The organism is Pandoraea sp. SD6-2, assembly GCF_000389825.1.
In the GTDB taxonomy this organism is placed as follows: Bacteria; Pseudomonadota; Gammaproteobacteria; order Burkholderiales; family Burkholderiaceae; genus Pandoraea; species Pandoraea communis.
On the sequence record NZ_KB944454.1, the window covers coordinates 400167 to 418361 of the forward strand.

Consider the following 18195-nt stretch of genomic DNA (forward strand, 5'->3'; position numbering starts at 1 on the left):
AGTATCGAAGGCGCCGGCGGGAACGCACGGGCGCCGCGTTTTCCGGAGTTCATCATGCGTCATCCCCGGGGCCTTTCCCGACGTCAGTTTCTGTATCGCAGCGCCAGCGGTGCGCTGGCAGCCACCTCAGCCACCTTTGCGGGCACCGCGGGTTGGCTCGTCTCGCCTACCCAGGCGATAGCTGCGGATGCCGCGCCGCGTCGCGGCGGCACGCTCGTGGCGAGTTGGGGCGGACTGGAACCGCAGGCGCTCTTCGTGCCGGGCGGTGGCGGCTCCAGCCCGTTCATGACATCGACGAAGATTCTCGAGCGGCTGCTGAAGATCGACGAGAAGCTCGCGTTCCAGCCGGTGCTTGCCACGGACGTGCGGGCGTCGAGCGACTTCAAAACGTACACCGTCACGCTGCGCAAGAACGTGCAGTGGCACGACGGCAAGCCCTTCACGGCCGACGACGTCGTCTACAACGTGCAGGAGCACTGGAAGCCGATTGCCGCAGGTGTTGCACTCAAAGCGCTCAAGCGCGTGAGCGCGCCGGACGCGCACACCGTCAAGCTGGAATTCTCCACGCCGGTGCCGGAGTTCTTCTTCAAGTCGATTCTCGCCGGGCAGTATCAGGTGTTGGTGCCGAAGCATCTGTATGCCGGCAAAGACATCATTACGAACCCCCTGAACAACGCGCCCATCGGCACGGGCCCCTGGAAGTATGGCCAGTGGGTGCGGGGCAGCCACGTCGCGTACGCGCGCAACGAACAATACTGGAACGCCGCACAACCGTACCCCGACAAACTCATCATTCGCTGGTGGAGCGATCCGGCATCGCGCTCGGCCGCGCTCGAGACCGGTGAGCTGGGTGTCGCGTTTTCCAATCCGGTGCCAGCGCGCGACATCGACCGGCTCGTGAAGACGGGCAAGATCGCGGTGGAAACGAAGGGCTACGAGAATGCCGCGTGGACAGTGACGGTCGAGTTCAATCAGCGACGCGAACACGTCAAGCGGCGCGAAGTGCGTCAGGCGATTCTGCACGCCATCGACCGCAAGTTCATCATCGACACGATCTACTTCGGTCGCGGCAAGCCGGCCGTCTCGCCCATTTTCCGCAGCAACCCGCTGTTCTTCACCGACGACGTGCCTAAGTACCCGTTCGACCCCGCGAAGGCCAACGCACTGCTCGACGCCGCCGGTCTGCCACGCAAGAACGGCTCGCGCTTCTCGATCAATCTGGTGGCCGCCGCGTGGTTCGAAGAGAACGCCAAGCTCGGCCAGTATCTGAAGCAGGCGCTACAGGACGTCGGCATTACCGTGAAACTCGACTCGCTCGACCGCGCTACGTCGCTCAAGCGCATCTACAGCGATTACGACTACGACATCGCCGTGTCGAACTTCACCGCACCGCTTGAGCTGGTGCCGGTAGTCACGCAGCTCTATACGACGGACGGCATCGTCAAGGGCGCCGCTTTCCGCAATGCCACCGGGTATTCGAATCCGGCGATGGATACGCTCGTCGACCGTCTTACCGTCGAGACCGACAACACGAAGCGGCAGAAGCTCGCGCACGACTTTGCGCGTCTGGCCGCGACCGATGTGCCACTCGTGCCGCTGGTCGAGATGGAATCGTTCACGCTCTCGCGCACCAACGTGCGGCGTGCGACGACCAGCGCCAACGTGCAGGGCGACGCGCTGGCCGACGTCTGGCTCGCCTCGTGAGGAGACCGCTGTCATGGTGACGCGCTTGCTCTTGCGCCGAGTCGTGCAGGCGATTCCGCTGCTGCTCGGTGTGATCGTCATGAACTTCTGCCTGATCCAGTCGGTGCCGGGCACGCTGCTCGACGTCATGACCGCCGAACAGCAGGTCACGGACCCCGCGCTGATCGAACGTCTGCGCGTGACCTACGGCATGGACAAGCCGCTGTGGCAGCAACTGCTCCACTACATCGATGCGGTGGCGCATCTCGATCTCGGCTACTCGTATCGCCACAACCTGCCGGTGTTCGACGTCATCATGGCGCATCTTCCCGCCACGCTGGTATTGATGTTGGCGAGCCTCGCCATCGCCGTGATCGTCGGCGTGACGGCTGGCGTCGTCGCTGCCGTCAACGTGAACACGTGGCGCGACACACTCGTGTCGGTCGCCGCCGTCGTGTGTTTCGCGGCCCCCAGCTTCTGGCTGGGGATCATGCTCATCATCCTGTTCTCGGTAAAGCTCGGCTGGTTTCCCGTAGGCGGCATGACGACCATCGGCATGGACTACGGCACGGGGGCCGCCGGCGCGTGGCACGCCTCGCTCGACGTGCTGCATCACCTCGCACTGCCCGCGCTGACCCTCGGCCTGTTCTATGCCGCCACGTATGCACGCGTCATGCGCGCGTCGATGCTCGAAGTCGCTCGTCAGGATCACGTGCGCACCGCGCAGGCGAAAGGTCTCACGCGCCGCGCCGTGATCACCCGGCACATGGTGCGCAACGCGATGCTGCCGGTCATCACTCTGCTGGGGCTGCAACTGGGCACCGTGCTGGGGGGCAGCATCGTCGTGGAGGCCGTGTTCAGTTGGCCCGGCATCGGCGGGGTGCTCTTCGACAGCGTGATGAGCCGCAACTATCCCGTGGTGCTGGGACTGCTCGTGCTCAGCTCGGCGCTGGTCATCGTCGCAAACATCGCGGTGGATCTCGTCTACACACGGCTCGATCCTCGCATTCGCACGCACGCCTCTTGAATTTCCGCAGTGCTTTACCGTAACGAACCGGTCTGTCCCATGACGTCTTCCGCCGAACCCGCACACGACACACGCACTACGGGCGCATCGTCCGCCACGCTCGCCCTGCATCGTCCGTCACGGCGAAGGGCTGGCTTCTGGCGGCAATTCGCCCGCCACGGCGGCGCACTCGCGGGAGCGTTGTTGCTCGCCGTCGTTGTCTTCGTCGCGCTGTGCGCCGGATGGTGGTATCCGGGCGATCCGCTGCGCATCGTCGCTGCACCCGAAATCTGGCCTTTCGAGCAATGGCAATACCCGCTCGGCACCGACGCGCTCGGCCGCGACATCGCTGCCATGCTCGTGCACGGTGCGCGCGCCACACTCGCCATCGGCCTTGTCGCGAGCGTGGCCGCTACCGTCATCGGTGTGTCCATCGGCGCCATCGCAGCCTGGTGGGGCGGCTGGATCGACGAAGTGCTCATGCGTCTGACCGAGTTGTTCCAGATCGTGCCGAATGTTGTCTTCGTATTGACGGTGGTCGCCATTCTCGGCCCGCACATCGAGAACACGATCATCGCCGTGGCGCTGGTGTCGTGGCCCGCCATCGCCCGCCTCACGCGCGCCGAATGTTTGTCGTTCAAGTCGCGCGAGTTCGCGCAGGCATGCCGCACCGTCGGGCTCTCGCCGTGGCGCATCGCGCTGCGGGAGGTGTTGCCGAATGCGCTGCCGCCGGTACTGGTGATGGGCACGCTCGTGGTCGCAGGCGCGATTCTCTACGAATCGGTGGTGTCGTTTCTCGGACTGGGCGACCCGAACGTGGCGAGCTGGGGCCGGCAGATCGGCGAAGGCCGTACGCTGATCCGCTCGTCCTGGTACCTGTGTGCCGAACCGGGCCTCGCCATCATGCTCGCCGTTCTCGCGCTCAATCTCGTGGGCGACGGCCTGAACGACGCTCTGAACCCCGCGCTGCGAAAGCGCTGATTGCGCCTCCCGCGCCGGCCCCATGTCCCATTTTTTGCGCTTCCGATTCCTATGACTCACCGCTGGCATAACCTCGGCGATCTCGTCGACCGAACCCTCAACCTCGACTCGACGGCGATCATCGACCTTCGGGACGATCATCAACCGCGTCACTACACGCACGCCGAGATCGATCGGCTGGCAGGCGGCGTCGCCACTGCGCTGCGCGCGCGCGGCCTGCCCGACGGCGCGCATGTGGCCATCGCATCGCTTAACCGCGCCGAATATCTGATCGCCTATTTCGGCATCATGCGGGCCGGGTACGTGGCCGTGCCGGTCAATATCAAACAATCGCGCGAGATTCTCGACTACGTGATCGACGATGCCGGTATCTCGCTCGCCTTTGTCGACGGTGCACGTCACGATGCGCTTGCCTCGCGCGTGCCGGTCATCGACTTCGACGACGACGGCCCCGAGGGCTTCGCTGCGCAGATTCCGCCGGCCGGCTTCGACTCGGTACGTCCCTCGCACGACGACGTCGCCCAAATGCTCTACACGTCCGGCTCGACCGGCAAGCCTAAGGGTGTGCCGCTCACGCATGCGGGGCAACTCTGGGCACTGGGCGCCACTTACGTGCGCCCCGAAAACGCGGTGGATGAGCGCTATCTGCTTGCGCAACCGCTGTTTCATATGAATGGCCTTTTCATGGCGAAGCGCGCGTTTGCGGCGAACGGCACGCTCGTCATCCTGCCGTCGTTTGACGTGGCGTCGTATGTCGACGCGCTGGAACGCTATCGGATCACGGTGCTGACCGCCGTGCCGACGATGTTCGCCCGCCTCGTCAAAGATCCCCAGACGCTCGCCGGACGCGACGTGTCCGCTCTCAAACGCGTGATGCTCGGCTCCGCGCCGATGAGCGCTGCGTTGCTCGACCGGATTCAGGCCGCGTTCCCACATACGCACATCCACCATGGTTACGGCACGACGGAAGCCGGGCCGAGCATCTTCGGCCCGCACCCTGACGGCATTGCGCTGCCGCCGCTCGCGCTCGGCTACCCGCTCTCGCCAGACGCCGTGAAGCTCGTCGACGGCCCCGATGCGACTCAGGGCGTGCTGTGCATGCGCAACCCGGCGGTCATGCGCGGTTATCACCGTCTGCCGGAGAAATCGGCGCAGGTGCTCGACGACGGCTGGTACTACAGCGGCGACGTGATGCGGCGCGACGCCAACGGCTTCTTCTATTTCGTCGGGCGCGCCGACGACATGTTTGTTTGCGCGGGCGAGAACATCTATCCGGTGGAAGTCGAAAAGTTGCTCGAAGCGCACCCGGAAGTGCGGCAGGCCAGCGTCGTGCCGCTACCCGACGAGGAGCGCGCCGCCGTGCCCGTCGCCTTCGTGGTGCGTCAGTCGGGCAGCACGCTGAGCGTGGAAGCTCTCAGGCAACACGCGCTCGCCAACGGCCCCGCGTATCAGCACCCGCGCCGCGTGGCCTTCGTGGCCGAACTGCCGTGGGCGGGCACCAACAAGGTCGATCGCCACGCCCTGCTGCAACAGGCCCGCACGCTCGAAGCCTCTCGTGGATGGAGTGACGACCGTGACAACAACCTCGCACTTTCCGGAGCCCTCGCGTCATGAGTCTTCTGCCCGATACCACCGATCCGATCCGTCTCGACGGCAAGGTCGCGCTTGTGAGCGGCGCGAGCCGCGGCATCGGACGCGCCATCGCCACGGCACTCGCCGCTCGCGGTGCGACCGTCGGCGTGCATTACAACGCGGCGGCGAGCGACGCCGAGACACTCGTCGCACAACTGCGCTCGAGCGGTGCCCGTGCGTTTGCCGTACAAGCGGACCTGGCGTCTGCCGACGGCGCGCTCGCACTGGTGGAGCGTTTCGCCGATGCGCTGGCCGCCCATGACCTGCCCCCGCAGTTCGACATCCTCGTGAACAACGCCGGTGTGGGATTGCGCTCGCGCATCGATGGCGTGACGCCTGAAGTCTTCGACCGCGTGCTGCAAGTCAACCTCAAGTCGCCCTTCTTTCTGATCCAGCACGCGCTGCGTCATCTGCGCGACGGCGGTCGCATCATCAACATTTCCTCGATGGGGACTCGCGCGGCTTACCCGGAGATGAGCGTCTATGCGCCTGCGAAAGCCGGCCTTGAAGCCCTCACGCTGCTGCTCGCCGCCGATCTCGGTGCACGAGGCATCACAGTCAATGCGGTGCTGCCGGGCGCCACGGCCACCGATCTGAACAAGCGCGCGAGCGATCCCGTCGCGCGCGAGGCCATTGCGCAGACCGTCGCATTGGGACGCGTTGGCGAGCCGCGCGACATCGCCGACATCGTGGCATTTCTCGCCAGCGATGCCGGCCGCTGGATCACCGGTCAATCCCTCGACGCGAGCGGCGGTCAGCGCCTCTGAGCGCCACGCTGCTTCGCTACCCGTTGCGAACCTTACGGACAGCCCACCATGACCACTCTGCTCGACGTCGAACATCTCACCCTCGACCTGCCGCCCAATGCAGATCGCCCGCAGGCACTGCGCGACGTCTCGTTCTCGCTCGCGCGCGGGGAGATTCTGTGTATGGTCGGGGAAAGCGGTTCGGGGAAATCGATGACCGCCAGCGCCTTGCTCGGCTTGCTGCCTTCAGGTGTGCAAGTCAGCGCGGGGCGGATCGCATGGGAGGGCGAAGGCAATCTTCTGACACTGGCCGAAGCCGAGCGCCGCCGCTGGCGCGGCGCGCGCATCGGCATGATCTTTCAGGAGCCGATGACCGCGCTCAATCCGCTGCGCACCATCGGCGACCAGATCGCCGAGGTGTATCGCACGCACACTCGCCTGCCGGGCAGCGCCATTCGCGCCCGCACGCTGGCGTGGCTCGACGCCGTGCACATTGCGTCGCCCTCGGAGGCCGCGAAGCGCTATCCGCACGAACTCTCCGGCGGTCAGCGTCAGCGCGCCATGATCGCGATGGCCCTCGCGCTGGAACCCGAACTCCTGATTGCAGACGAGCCGACCACAGCGCTCGACGTCACCACGCAGGCGCAGATTCTCACCCTCATCCGCGAGCTTCAGCAACGCAAGGGCACCGGCGTACTATTCATTACGCACGACTTCGGTGTGGTGGCGGAAATCGCCGATCGCGTCGCGGTCATGCGGCATGGCGAGATCGTCGAGCAAGGTGCCGCAGATGCCGTCCTCACGCACCCCTCCCATGCCTACACACGTGCCTTGATCGCAGCGGTGCCTGCGTTGCCTTCCCCCTCGGGGCCGGTGAGTGCCACCACGCCCCAACGGGACGACGGCACGCCACCCGTATTGCGCATCGAGCAGGTGCATAAGACTTACGCAAAGCATGGCTGGCTCGGCAAGAGGAAGCAGGCAGAGGCAGCGGCGTTGCGCGATGTCAGTCTCGAAGTGGGCAATGGCAAGACATTGGGGATCGTCGGCGAAAGCGGTTCGGGCAAATCGACGCTGGCACGCTCGATTCTCCGGTTGATGACGCCCGACGCGGGTCGCATCCTCTATCGCGACACCGATCTGGCCTCGACTGCGCTCGACGCCGGCGCGCGTCGTACGGCGCTCGATATCCAGATGGTGTTTCAGGACCCGTTCAGTTCGCTCAATCCGCGTCGCCGGGTCGGAGACATCGTCACGCAGGGACCGATTGCGCGCGGCGAACCGGCGCGCGAGGCGCACGAGCATGCGCTCGAACTATTCGAACTCGTGGGCTTGAGCGCCGACGCGCTCGATCGCTTCCCCCATGAATTCTCGGGCGGCCAACGGCAGCGCATCGGGCTGGCACGTGCGCTGGCGATGCGTCCGAGAGTGCTGGTGGCGGATGAGCCGGTCTCTGCGCTCGACGTCTCGGTCCAGGCGCAGGTGCTGCGGCTGCTCGCCCGTCTGAAGGCAGAGCTGGGGTTGTCGATGATCTTCATCACGCACGACTTGCGCATCGCAGCGCAATTGTGCGACTCGCTCGCCGTCATGAAGTCGGGCAGCGTGGTCGAGTATGGCGACACTGCGGCGATTTTCCGCGCGCCGTCGCATCCTTATACGCGCACCCTGCTCGACGCCATTCCGGGCCGACGGCGGGAGCAAAGCGTACCGGCCGGCACGCGCTCCGCCGCATAAGGCGAAATGGGGTGGGCGTACGGCCTGCCTATCGGCGAAGATCGGCAATCGAAAAGTACGGCAGCCAGGTGCCCGATGTCGAGAGACTGGCGAAAACCTGATCCTTGGTCTGCTGAAGAAAGGTCTCGATATGCTGCCGTGCGAGCGCTTCCGCGCGGGCGGCGTCACCCGTCACGAAGGCCGAGATGATGGCCCGGTGATCGTGCTCGATACGCGGGCGGATGCCCTGCACGCCGAAGCCGAGCGAGACAAGGCGCGCCATGTCGTCCATCAGCGCGGCCAGCGTGCGATAGAGCCGCGCATTTCCGCTCGCGGCGGCAATCGTCAGATGAAACTTCCGGTTGGTGTGCAGAAACCACTCGATCTGATGACCGATGGGTTCGTGGACGTGAGGCGCCTCGCAGGCGTCGTCCAGACGCTGGAGCAATTCGGTGTCCACATTGCCGCAGGCGAGTCTTGCCGCCATCGGTTCGAGCTGTGCGCGCAAGGTGAAGATTTCCTCGACATCGGCCAGCGTGATCGGCGAGATGCGATACCCCTGTCGCGGAATTGCGCGCGCAAACCCCTCATGAACAAGCCTCACGAGCGCCACGCGGCAACTCGTGCGCGCGATGTCATAACGACGCATCAACTCGGCCTCGCTCACGATAGCGCCCGGCATGATGACGCAGGTCAGCACGTCATGCCGAATGCGTTCGTAAGCGTCGTCGCCGCGCGCTATCGCTGCGGTGTCATCGGTGTCGCGTGAGGCAGAGGGCATGGTGTCAGTACCCTCGCAGAGCGTCGTAGACGAATGGCAGCGGTGCGCCGCGCAGATGTGCACCCAGCACGTCGGCCACCTGACGTGCCCGCGCCGCATACGACACACTCGACGCGACGTGAGGGGTCACGAGAATTTTCGGGTGACGCCGCAACGCGTCGTCGGGCGGCAACGGCTCGATGTCGAACACGTCGACGACGGCCGAGCGCAGACGGCCGCTGTCGAGCGCGTCGATCAGCGCCTGCCGGTCGAGATGGGCCCCGCGCCCCACCTGAATCAGGCTGGCGCCAGCCGGCAGACGTGCAAACAGCTTGCGCCCGAGAATGCCTCGCGTCGCGAGCGTGTCGGGCAGCAGATTGACGAGAATATCGGTCTCGGCGAGCAAGGCGTCGAGTTGCGCCTGCCCGGCGAACACCCGCACATCGGCAAGCGCCTTCGGCGCACGCGCCCAGCCGCTGACCCGAAAACCATTGGCATGCAGACGGGTGGCGACGGCACGCCCCAGCTCCCCCAGACCGAGCACGCTCACGCGCGTATCGCGGGCGAGGCGTCCGGTCAGCTCGTTGGCCCATCGGCCGTCTCGCTGCGCGGCAACGATGGCCGGCATGTCGCGCACGGCGGCCAGCGCGGCGAACGTCACGAAGTCGCTCATGCGCTCGCGTGTCTCCTGCGTCACCATCCGGACGATAGGGACGTCCGCCGGTAGCGCCGGGTCAGCAAGAATATGGTCGACGCCGGCGGCAGCGCTCAGGATCAGGCGCAGACGCGGATAGTGCGCAAGACGGCCATGCTCGGGCTGATAGACCAGCGCATACTTCACGCAGCGCGCATCGACGAACGGATCGTCCCATCCATATACGCGCAGGCCGGGCATCAGCCGCGCGAAATGGTGCTGCCACTCGGTCAGTGCGGCAGCGCCGCCCGACTTGATCAATAACGTATCGCCTTGCATGACTTCGGGAGGGGCGCCTCACGAAAAGGCGCGAGGCTTTGAGATATGCGGCCCCCGATCGTACCGGCCACGTGGTTCGCGTCTAAGCATTTCTTATCGAAATGCTTATGAATGCACCACAGAAATGCACACGACGTTCGCGCATAAGCCCACCGGCCCGCATGCGCCGTCGTGCATCCAAAAATATTTTTGCGGCTTTCAGAGGTCTTGGCCCGGCTATTGAAACGCCCCGGATGTTCGCGCAACCCGCCGTCCGGCGGGCACCATCACCATGCTGCGACGCAACAATCGACACGATTATTTCAATATTCACAACAATCAATCCGGCATGCGGGCATTGTCGGCCCCCGCCGACACCCGCTATAGTGGCCCCGCCCCCGCGACGCGATAGTGGTTTGGTCATTCATATATGAAGTGCATATGAGGCAAACGCGACTCCGCGTCATGTTGCAAACGTAGTTATCAATGCGATACCCCATCGCCAGTAGAAATGAGAGACACAGCTACAGCCGAAGCCGCCATGGCCACCCAACCGCCCTCCCCGGAAGAAGTCCGCAAACGCGTGTTCGCGATTGTCGCGGCGTCGTCGGGCAATCTGGTCGAGTGGTTCGACTTTTACATCTATGCGTTCTGCGCGATCTACTTCGCGCCGGCGTTCTTCCCGAGTTCCGATCCCACCGCGCAGTTGCTCAATACGGCGGGGATTTTCGCGGCCGGCTTCCTGATGCGACCGATCGGCGGCTGGATCTTCGGCCGGATCGCCGACCGCAACGGCCGCAAGAACTCAATGGTCATCTCGGTGACGATGATGTGCTTCGGCTCGCTGCTGATCGCGTCGCTTCCGACGTACGCCAGCATCGGCAACTGGGCTCCGGCGCTGCTGCTGCTCGCGCGTCTGCTGCAAGGCCTGTCGGTCGGTGGCGAGTACGGCACCACGGCGACGTACATGAGTGAAGTGGCGCTCAAGGGCCGTCGCGGCTTCTTCTCGTCGTTCCAGTACGTGACGCTCATCGGCGGTCAGCTCCTCGCCGTGCTCGTGGTCGTGATTCTCCAGCAACTGCTCGATGAGGCCGAACTCAAGGCCTGGGGCTGGCGCATTCCGTTCGTGGTCGGTGCGATCACGGCGGTCGTGGCCCTGATGCTGCGTCGTACGCTGCACGAGACGTCGACGAGTGCGAGCCGCAACAATCGCGACGCGGGCTCGATTGCCGGGCTGTTCCGCCATCACAAGGCGGCGTTCTTCACGGTGCTGGGCTACACCGCCGGCGGTTCGCTGATTTTCTACACTTTCACCACCTACATGCAAAAGTATCTGGTGAACACGGCCGGCATGCCGATCAAAACGGCCAGCTACATCATGACGGGCTGCCTGTTCGTCTACATGTGCATGCAGCCGATCTTCGGCATGCTGTCCGACAAGATTGGCCGCCGCAACAACATGCTGCTCTTCGGCGCACTCGGCGCGATTGCCACGGTGCCTATCCTCACGGCGCTCAAGACGGTGCAGAGCCCGACTGCGGCGTTTCTTCTGATCTGTCTGGCGCTCGCCATCGTGAGCTTCTATACGTCGATCAGCGGCATCGTGAAGGCGGAGATGTTCCCGATCGAAGTGCGGGCGCTGGGTGTTGGTCTGGCCTACGCGGTAGCCAACGCCATCTTCGGCGGTTCGGCCGAATATGTGGCGCTCGGCCTCAAGAAGGCCGGCATGGAGCCGACGTTCTACTGGTACGTGACCGGCATGATGATCGTGGCGTTCCTCGTGAGCCTGCGACTGCCGCGTCAGGCGAAGTACCTGCATCACGAGCATTGATCCCGATGGCCGGGGCGAGCGCCGCAGCGTCTCGCCTTCGCCATCTTCGCTTCACCTCGCGCGGGCACGCCCCACCGCCCGCGCGACGGCCCTGCGCTACCTCCCCCTCACCGTCTCACCGGCGCAAGCGCCGTTGCGCGAACTCAGGCGTCGTCGCCCGACGCCTGACGCGCACTCTGCCAGATGGCGTCGAGCACAGGGTGCGGCTGATGCCGGCGCCGGTAGAGCGCGATATCGAAGCCGATCTGCCAGTCCTTGCCGCCCACGATAGCAAGCGTGCCGCGGGCCACATCGTCTGCCACGAGCCGTTGCGGCAGCCACGCGATACCGGCGCCGCGTCGCGCCATCGCCAGAATGGCTTCGTAGGAGTCGGCCTGATAGACGGGCTTGAGCGTGGGCCGGTTCTGCATCTCGGCCAGATGACGGGCGAGCACCGCGCGCAACGTCAATGTGCGGGTGAACGCCAACCAGGGAATCGGTGACGGCCCGGCCGCCAGCCGATACTTCGCGCGGCCTTTGGCGTCGAGCGCACTCACCGGCACCAGGACCTCGCGCGCGACGCTCAGCCAGTCGTAGCGCTCCTGATCGATAAGCAACCGCGTGTGCGCGCTCGAATACACGATGAGCAGATCGGCCTCGCCGGCAGCGAGCCGCAGGATGGCCTCTTCCGCGCCGCTCGTGGAAAGCGTGGCCGTGAAGAAGCCGATGCGCGAAACCGTCTCGTCATACCAGTCGGGAAAGAACGTGGCCGCCAGCGTGCGGCCGGTCGCGATCTTCAGATTGTTTTCGAGCGTGGGCGCGGCGTCCTGCAATTGCGTGCGAGCGCTGTGAAGAATGTCGAGCGCGTTGGTGGCGGCGTCGAGAAACACCGTGCCTGCGGCGGTGAGTTCCAGCGGCTTGCTGCGCTCGACCAGTCGCGTGCCCACCCACGTCTCCAACGCTCGGATGCGTCGGCCGAACGCCGGGTGCGTGACGAAACGGTTCTCCGCCGCGCGCGTAAAACTGCGCGTGCGTGCGAGTTCGACAAAGTCTTCAAGCCATCGCAGTTGCATGCCGTTTCCTCACTGCCTGTTCGCGCCCACTTCCCGTGCGCGTCGCGTCGTCTTCACGTCCCGGCCGGACAGGCCGGCGCCTGTTGTGCTCAGGCCTTCGAGAGCGACTTGAGTGCGTGCTTGATACCGTCAGACACGCTCGTGCCGTCGGGCACGGACTTGACGGCGGCAAGCGCCTCCTTGTCGGAGTAACCCAACGCGAGCAACGCATTGACGACGTCGCTCTTGTGATCGTGCGGCGTCGCCGTGCCGGGCACCGTGCCGAGTTGCGCGCCCAGCTTGCCCTTGAGTTCGAGAAGCAGCCGTTCGGCCGTCTTCTTGCCGATGCCGGGAATCTTGGTCAGACGCCCCGACTCCTGCAACGTGACCGCCTGCGCGATGTCCGCCACGCTCATGCCCGAGAGAATGGCAAGCGCCGTACGTGCACCAACGCCGGAAATCTTGAGCAGTTCGCGGAAGGTATTGCGCTCGTCCGGCGAGCCGAAGCCGAAGAGCAGTTGCGCGTCTTCGCGCACGACGAATTGCGTGAGCAGCGTCACGCGCTCCCCCAGGTTCGGCAGGTTGAAGAACGTGCTCATCGGCACCGAGATTTCATAGCCCACGCCCTGGCAGTCGACCAGAATATGCGGCGGATTTTTTTCCAGCAAGGTGCCTGAGATGCGGCCGATCATTGATGCCCCGAGAGAGTGACTTCGACAGGCGGCAAGTGTAGCAAACGGCAGCCCGGCACTGGCGCCGGAGAATTCACCCTTCGCCGACGACGCCCGCAATCGCGTCGCCGGTCGAGCGCGTCGCCGCGCTGCGCAGGCATTCGAGTGCTGCCGCCACCGCAGCACGATTCGCGCCGTCGTCACGCCAGTACATCGAGATCGCGCCGAATCCGGCAAGTCGCAACGGCACGATGCGCAACGCGCCGAGCGCCTGCAAGCGGCTCGCCGTACGATGCGACGCCAGACCGATCATGTCGCTGTTGTTGAGCAACGTAAGGTTGAGAATCGTGGAGTTCGATTCGACGGTGTCGTTCGGCAGCGGATACCCGGCCTCCGCAAGCGCCGTCTCCAGCGCGTTGCGAATCGGTGTGCCGCGCGGCCAGACCACCCAGCGATAACGCTGCATGTCGGGCCAGTCCACCCGATCGAGCGTAAAGACAGGGTGGCGTGCCCGCGCGACGAAATGCAGCGGCTCGAGATACAGCGCCTCGGCGCGGACATTGCGGTCCTGTAATTCCGGGGCAGAGCGCCCGACGACAATGTCGATCTCGCTATGCGCGAGCTGATTCATCAGCCGGTCCATCGTGTTTTCGATCACCCGCGCCTGCACGCGCGGCATGCGTTGCAGGAGCAGCAACACCGCCAGCGGCACCGTGTCCGCCGACGATGCCCCCGACGTGCCGATCGCCACCAGCCCGCTGCCACCCTCGCGCATGGCGTCGAGATCGTCGCGCGCTGTGTCGAGTTGCGCTTCGATCCGCCGGGCATGTTCGATCAGGGCTTCCCCGTAGGCCGTCGGACGCAAACCGCGCGCCTGACGCTCGAACAACGGCAGGCCGATATCGTCCTCCAGATCCCTGAGCCACTTCGACAAACCGGGCTGCGTCGTATTGAGCAATGCCGCGGACTGGCTCATGTTGCCGGTCTCCGCGAGGGTCAGCAGCATCTGCAAATTGCGCAGACGCAGACGATGGGTCCAATCCATGCGCAGTCTCCGGGCACCCCTCAGGCACCCTCAAAATCGCCCTAGCCATACGTTTTTTCGTATGGATCCGATGATTTATTCATTTCAAAGAATATGTCTCGCCGAGTATAACGCTATCCATAGACCCGCAAGCCCCTGCTGGCTGAGCTTGTCCGACAAGCTGACCGGGCTCCCTACCGACACGGAGACACGCATGACCGAACGCGCCCCCAGCGCCGAGCGCGCTGCCTATTACGAGCACATCGGCCGCAATCACATGGCCCCGTTGTGGGAATCGCTGCACAGCCTCGTGCCGCCGCAGCCGCGCCCGCGCGTGGTACCCGCCATCTGGAAATACGACGAGGTGCGTCCGCTGGTGATGGAAGCGGGAAGCGTCATCAGTGCCGAAGAGGCCGTGCGCCGCGTGCTGATTCTGCAGAACCCGGGCACGCCGGGCTCGTCGAGCATCACCGGCTCGCTCTATGCCGGACTGCAACTGATTCTGCCGGGCGAGATCGCGCCGAGCCATCGTCACACCCAATCGGCCCTGCGTTTCATCGTGGAAGGCCGCGGCGCGTGGACGGCGGTGAACGGCGAGCGCACCACCATGCATCCGGGCGACTTCATCATCACGCCGTCATGGACGTGGCACGACCACGGCAACCCGGCGGACGGCGAGCCGGTCGTCTGGCTCGACGGCCTCGACATCCCGCTCGTGCAGTACTTTGATGCGGGCTTTGCCGAAAACTACCCCGAAGCGCAGCAGCCGGTGCAGCGCCCCGAGGGCGACAGCTTTGCGCGTTACGGATTCAACATGCTGCCGGTGCACCACAAGGTGAGCGATCCGACCTCACCGATCTTCAGCTATCCGTACGCCCGCTCGCGCGAAGCGCTCGACACGCTATATCGCAACGGCGAACTCGATCCGTGGGACGGCATCAAGCTGCGCTACGTCAACCCGGCGACCGGCGGCTGGCCGATGCCGACGATGGCGACGTTCATGCAATACCTGCCCGCCGGCTTCCAGGGCAAGACCTATCGCAGCACCGATGCGACGGTCTTCTCGGTGGTCGAAGGTCGCGGCACCGTGCGCATTGGCGACGAGGTGTTCCAGTTCGAGCCGCGCGATCATTTCGTCGTGCCGTCATGGGCGCCGGTGCAACTCGCCGCGCTCGAAGACGCCGTGCTGTTCAGCTACTCGGATCGCCCGGTACTCGCCGCCCTGAACCTGCTGCGCGAATCGCGCACCTGAGCCGGGCACGAACGCCCCCCTATACCGGCTGCGTGCCTCCGGCGTCTGACTGACCCGCGCACGTTGCCACCGTCTTTACCTTAATTCGTCGAGTCAAACACCATGTCCTTCGTCTTCGCTCCGCCCGCCACCGTCGCCATTCCCGTCGTCGGCAGCAACGATCAGTTCGCCGTGCGACGTGTGTACTGCGTTGGCCGCAACTACGCTGCCCACGCCCGTGAAATGGGCTTCGATCCCGACCGCGAACCGCCGTTCTTCTTCTGCAAGCCGGCCGATGCCGTGCTGCCGGTGGCCTACGGCGAAACGCTAGAGCTGAAGTACCCGTCCCAGACGTCGAACTATCACTACGAAGCCGAACTGGTCGCCGTCATCGGCAAGGCCGGCTCGGACATTCCGCTCGATCAGGCACTCGAACACGTATGGGGCTACGCCGTGGGTCTCGACATGACGCGTCGCGATCTGCAAATGAAGATGCGTGAAATGGGACGTCCGTGGGAAATCGGCAAGGCGTTCGACGCCTCGGCCCCCATCGGCCCGATCCATCCGGTGTCGAGCGTCGGTCACATCGAGAAGGCCGGCATCTCGCTCACGGTCGACGGCGTGCAGAAGCAGAAGAGCGACATCACGCATCTGATCTGGTCGGTGGCCGAGACGGTCTCGTATCTGTCGCAGTTCTTCCGTCTCGAGCCGGGCGATCTCATCTACACCGGCACGCCCGAAGGCGTGGGCCCGGTCAAGGCGGGCGAGACGATGGTCACTGCCGTCGAGGGGCTCGGCGCGATCACGGTGCGCGTGGTCTGAGGCATCGTCATGCAGCTCTATAGTTTTTTCAATAGCTCGACGTCGTACCGCGTGCGCATCGCGCTCGCCCTCAAGGGGCTGGCGTTCGACACGATTCCCGTGAACATCCGCGCCGGCGAGCATCGCGCCGGCGCGTATGTCGACGAGGTCAATCCGTCGGCCGCCGTGCCTGCCATCGTGGATGGCGGCGTTACGCTGGGCCAGTCCATCGCCATCATCGACTATCTCGATGCGAAGTATCCCGAGCCGCGCCTGGTGCCGCAGGACTTGGAAGCCCGCGCCCGCGTGCTCGAACTGTCGATGCTCATCAGTTGCGACATCCACCCGGTGAACAACCTGCGTATCCTGAAGTATCTGCAAGGTGCGTTGGGCCTTAATGCAGAACAGAAAGATGCGTGGTACCGCCACTGGATCGACGAAGGCATGGCCGGTGTAGAGCGGTTGCTCGCCAAACATGGTCACGGCAGCTGGTGCTTCGGCGATGCGCCGACGCTTGCCGACATCTGTCTGATTCCGCAGATCGCCAATGCCCAACGCATGGGGTGCGACATGTCGGCATATCCGCGCGCGATGGCGGTGTTCGCACTGGCGAAAGCGCATCCGGCATTCCTCGCAGCAGCCCCCAACCGACAGCCGGATTACACGGCGTAATTGATATCCGGAACGGCTGGAAGGGCCGCAGGAGACAACCATGAGTCAAACCTCTCAACCCAAAGCCCTCGTCGTTGGCGGCGGCATCGGCGGTCTGGCCGCAGCGCTTGCGCTCGCCAACCGGGGCGTGCGCATCGAACTGCTGGAGCAGGCCGAGACCATCGGCGAGATCGGTGCGGGCATTCAGCTCGCCGCCAACGCGTTTGCGGCGCTCGATGCCCTCGGCGTCGGCGAAGCGGCGCGCGGCCGCTCGGTCTTCACCGACCACATCACGCTGCGCGACGCCATCGACCGCAGCATCATTGCGGAAGTCGACGTCGGTGCGCCGTATCGCGAGCGCTTCGGCAATCCGTATGCCGTGATCCATCGCGCCGATATTCATCTCTCGATTCTCGAAGCGGTACAGCGCAATCCGCTGATCCAGTTCCGAACCGCGACGCGTGTCGTGTCGCTGGAGCAAGACGACAACGGTGTGACCGTCGTCAACCAGCATGGCGAGCGCCACACGGCCGACGCAGTGATCGGCTGCGACGGCGTGAAGTCTGCCGTGCGTGCCGCCCTGATCGGCGACGAACCGCGCGTGACCGGACACGTGGTGTATCGCGCCGTGGTCGACGTCGAGAACATGCCGGCGGACTTGCAGGTCAACGCGCCGGTCGTCTGGGCGGGACCGAACTGCCACCTCGTGCATTACCCGTTGCGCGGCGGCAAGCAGTACAACCTCGTGGTGACGTTCCACAGCCGCGAGCAGGAAGTCTGGGGCGTGCGTGACGGCAGCAAGGAGGAAGTGCTGTCGTACTTCGAAGGTATCGATGCGCTGCCGCACCAGATGCTCGACCGTCCGACATCGTGGCGACGCTGGGCCACCGCCGACCGCGACCCGGTCGCGCAGTGGAGCTTCGGTCGTGCCACGATCCTTGGCGACGCCGCGCATCCGATGACGCAATACATCGCGCAAGGGGCGTGTCAGGCGCTGGAAGATGCGGTCACGCTCGGTGCCGCGTACGCAGCCGCAAACGGCGATTTCATCGAGGCCTTCCGCCGCTACGAATACGCGCGCATTCCCCGTACTGCCCGTGTGCTGTACGGCGCGCGCGACATGGGTCGTGTGTATCACGCGAAGGGCGTGGATCGCTGGGTGCGCAACTCGCTGTGGAAAGGCCGCACGCAACCGCAGTTCTACGACGCCTTGCAGTGGTTGCACGGCTGGCGCGCGGAGAACTGCCTGTCGCAAACCCCTTGGCTTGCCGGCGAATAAGCCCCAACGACACCGCGCGGCATCGCAATATCCGCTGTCCACTGTCATGAGTGGGGCCATTCCGCAGCGCAACGGCAGCACGCCGTCGCGCTGCACACCGTCGCGTCGCATATGACGAACGACGGATTTTGACAACACGCATAACAACAATCACGCAATGCGCTCTGGCGACGCGGGGCCTGCCCGCAACGCCGCTTCTGGCA

16 protein-coding genes are annotated in these 18195 nt (G+C 64.9%); 11 read left to right on the plus strand and 5 right to left on the minus strand.

Translation table 11 applies throughout. The features are described from left to right. Positions 1–54 precede the first annotated feature (54 nt). From C266_RS18190 to C266_RS18215, 6 genes are read left to right on the plus strand one after another with little or no spacing between them, the layout of a single operon-like run. Positions 55–1704 carry an ABC transporter substrate-binding protein gene (locus C266_RS18190; protein WP_036663722.1) on the plus strand — a complete coding sequence of 550 codons (1650 nt, stop codon included), beginning with the start codon at positions 55–57 and terminating at the stop codon, positions 1702–1704. 13 nt (positions 1705–1717) lie between these two features. Further along, complete coding sequence (locus tag C266_RS18195; protein WP_010804897.1) at positions 1718–2710, plus strand: ABC transporter permease; 993 nt, start codon at positions 1718–1720, stop codon at positions 2708–2710. Between the two features lie 39 nt (positions 2711–2749). Further along, positions 2750–3670: an ABC transporter permease gene (locus C266_RS18200; RefSeq protein WP_010804896.1), complete on the plus strand. Its 921-nt coding sequence runs from the start codon at positions 2750–2752 to the stop codon at positions 3668–3670. Between the two features lie 51 nt (positions 3671–3721). Continuing rightward, positions 3722–5284 (plus strand): class I adenylate-forming enzyme family protein, encoded by a 1563-nt coding sequence (locus tag C266_RS18205; protein WP_010804895.1) that lies wholly within the window; start codon positions 3722–3724, stop codon positions 5282–5284. Beyond that, the gene (locus tag C266_RS18210) at positions 5281–6069 is read left to right on the plus strand and encodes an SDR family oxidoreductase (RefSeq protein ID WP_010804894.1); all 789 of its coding nucleotides are present in this window, start codon (positions 5281–5283) and stop codon (positions 6067–6069) included. The genes C266_RS18205 and C266_RS18210 overlap by 4 nt, the downstream gene beginning before the upstream one ends. Before the next feature lie 48 nt (positions 6070–6117). Further along, positions 6118–7782 carry an ABC transporter ATP-binding protein gene (locus C266_RS18215; RefSeq protein ID WP_010804893.1) on the plus strand — a complete coding sequence of 555 codons (1665 nt, stop codon included), beginning with the start codon at positions 6118–6120 and terminating at the stop codon, positions 7780–7782. 28 nt (positions 7783–7810) lie between these two features. Here C266_RS18215 and C266_RS18220 read toward each other — a convergent pair whose 3' ends face one another. Both C266_RS18220 and C266_RS18225 read right to left on the minus strand, forming a co-directional pair. Next, a complete protein-coding gene (locus C266_RS18220) occupies positions 7811–8542 on the minus strand; it encodes a GntR family transcriptional regulator (protein ID WP_010804892.1) in 732 nt (243 codons plus the stop codon). 4 nt (positions 8543–8546) lie between these two features. Next, positions 8547–9494 carry a glyoxylate/hydroxypyruvate reductase A gene (locus tag C266_RS18225; protein WP_010804891.1) on the minus strand — a complete coding sequence of 316 codons (948 nt, stop codon included), beginning with the start codon at positions 9492–9494 and terminating at the stop codon, positions 8547–8549. A gap of 520 nt (positions 9495–10014) precedes the next feature. On the opposite strand from C266_RS18225, the gene C266_RS18230 reads away from it, so the two are divergent. Further along, complete coding sequence (locus tag C266_RS18230) at positions 10015–11304, plus strand: MFS family transporter (RefSeq protein ID WP_010804890.1); 1290 nt, start codon at positions 10015–10017, stop codon at positions 11302–11304. Between the two features lie 143 nt (positions 11305–11447). Here C266_RS18230 and C266_RS18235 read toward each other — a convergent pair whose 3' ends face one another. From C266_RS18235 to C266_RS18245, 3 genes are all read right to left on the minus strand, one after another. Further along, complete coding sequence (locus C266_RS18235) at positions 11448–12356, minus strand: LysR family transcriptional regulator (protein ID WP_010804889.1); 909 nt, start codon at positions 12354–12356, stop codon at positions 11448–11450. Between the two features lie 89 nt (positions 12357–12445). Then, entirely contained in the window at positions 12446–13027 is a 582-nt protein-coding gene (gene ruvA, locus C266_RS18240; protein WP_010804888.1) for a Holliday junction branch migration protein RuvA, read from the minus strand. 73 nt (positions 13028–13100) lie between these two features. Next, the gene (locus C266_RS18245) at positions 13101–14051 is read right to left on the minus strand and encodes a LysR family transcriptional regulator (protein WP_010804887.1); all 951 of its coding nucleotides are present in this window, start codon (positions 14049–14051) and stop codon (positions 13101–13103) included. 193 nt (positions 14052–14244) lie between these two features. Between C266_RS18245 and gtdA the strand changes: the two genes are divergently transcribed. The 4 genes from gtdA (at position 14245) to C266_RS18265 (ending at position 17992) form a co-directional block, all read left to right on the plus strand. Further along, positions 14245–15282 carry a gentisate 1,2-dioxygenase gene (gene gtdA, locus C266_RS18250; RefSeq protein ID WP_010804886.1) on the plus strand — a complete coding sequence of 346 codons (1038 nt, stop codon included), beginning with the start codon at positions 14245–14247 and terminating at the stop codon, positions 15280–15282. Positions 15283–15384: 102 nt separating this feature from the next. Then, positions 15385–16083 carry a fumarylacetoacetate hydrolase family protein gene (locus C266_RS18255; RefSeq protein ID WP_010804885.1) on the plus strand — a complete coding sequence of 233 codons (699 nt, stop codon included), beginning with the start codon at positions 15385–15387 and terminating at the stop codon, positions 16081–16083. 9 nt (positions 16084–16092) lie between these two features. Beyond that, positions 16093–16734, plus strand: coding sequence for a maleylacetoacetate isomerase (gene maiA, locus C266_RS18260; RefSeq protein WP_010804884.1), 642 nt, complete (start codon positions 16093–16095; stop codon positions 16732–16734). A 40-nt stretch (positions 16735–16774) separates the two neighbouring features. After that, positions 16775–17992, plus strand: a complete 1218-nt coding sequence (locus C266_RS18265; RefSeq protein ID WP_010804883.1) for a 3-hydroxybenzoate 6-monooxygenase — start codon at positions 16775–16777, stop codon at positions 17990–17992. The last annotated feature ends 203 nt before the right edge of the window (positions 17993–18195 follow it).

Coding starts and splice junctions, on each gene's coding strand:
- C266_RS18225 (WP_010804891.1), bottom strand. CDS start 9,494: ATGCAAGGCGATACGTTATTGATCAAGTCGGGCGGCGCTGCCGCACTG.
- C266_RS18230 (WP_010804890.1), top strand. CDS start 10,015: ATGGCCACCCAACCGCCCTCCCCGGAAGAAGTCCGCAAACGCGTGTTC.
- C266_RS18265 (WP_010804883.1), top strand. CDS start 16,775: ATGAGTCAAACCTCTCAACCCAAAGCCCTCGTCGTTGGCGGCGGCATC.
- C266_RS18190 (WP_036663722.1), top strand. CDS start 55: ATGCGTCATCCCCGGGGCCTTTCCCGACGTCAGTTTCTGTATCGCAGC.
- C266_RS18200 (WP_010804896.1), top strand. CDS start 2,750: ATGACGTCTTCCGCCGAACCCGCACACGACACACGCACTACGGGCGCA.
- ruvA (WP_010804888.1), bottom strand. CDS start 13,027: ATGATCGGCCGCATCTCAGGCACCTTGCTGGAAAAAAATCCGCCGCAT.
- C266_RS18245 (WP_010804887.1), bottom strand. CDS start 14,051: ATGGATTGGACCCATCGTCTGCGTCTGCGCAATTTGCAGATGCTGCTG.
- C266_RS18215 (WP_010804893.1), top strand. CDS start 6,118: ATGACCACTCTGCTCGACGTCGAACATCTCACCCTCGACCTGCCGCCC.
- C266_RS18220 (WP_010804892.1), bottom strand. CDS start 8,542: ATGCCCTCTGCCTCACGCGACACCGATGACACCGCAGCGATAGCGCGC.
- gtdA (WP_010804886.1), top strand. CDS start 14,245: ATGACCGAACGCGCCCCCAGCGCCGAGCGCGCTGCCTATTACGAGCAC.
- C266_RS18210 (WP_010804894.1), top strand. CDS start 5,281: ATGAGTCTTCTGCCCGATACCACCGATCCGATCCGTCTCGACGGCAAG.
- C266_RS18205 (WP_010804895.1), top strand. CDS start 3,722: ATGACTCACCGCTGGCATAACCTCGGCGATCTCGTCGACCGAACCCTC.
- C266_RS18195 (WP_010804897.1), top strand. CDS start 1,718: ATGGTGACGCGCTTGCTCTTGCGCCGAGTCGTGCAGGCGATTCCGCTG.
- C266_RS18235 (WP_010804889.1), bottom strand. CDS start 12,356: ATGCAACTGCGATGGCTTGAAGACTTTGTCGAACTCGCACGCACGCGC.
- C266_RS18255 (WP_010804885.1), top strand. CDS start 15,385: ATGTCCTTCGTCTTCGCTCCGCCCGCCACCGTCGCCATTCCCGTCGTC.
- maiA (WP_010804884.1), top strand. CDS start 16,093: ATGCAGCTCTATAGTTTTTTCAATAGCTCGACGTCGTACCGCGTGCGC.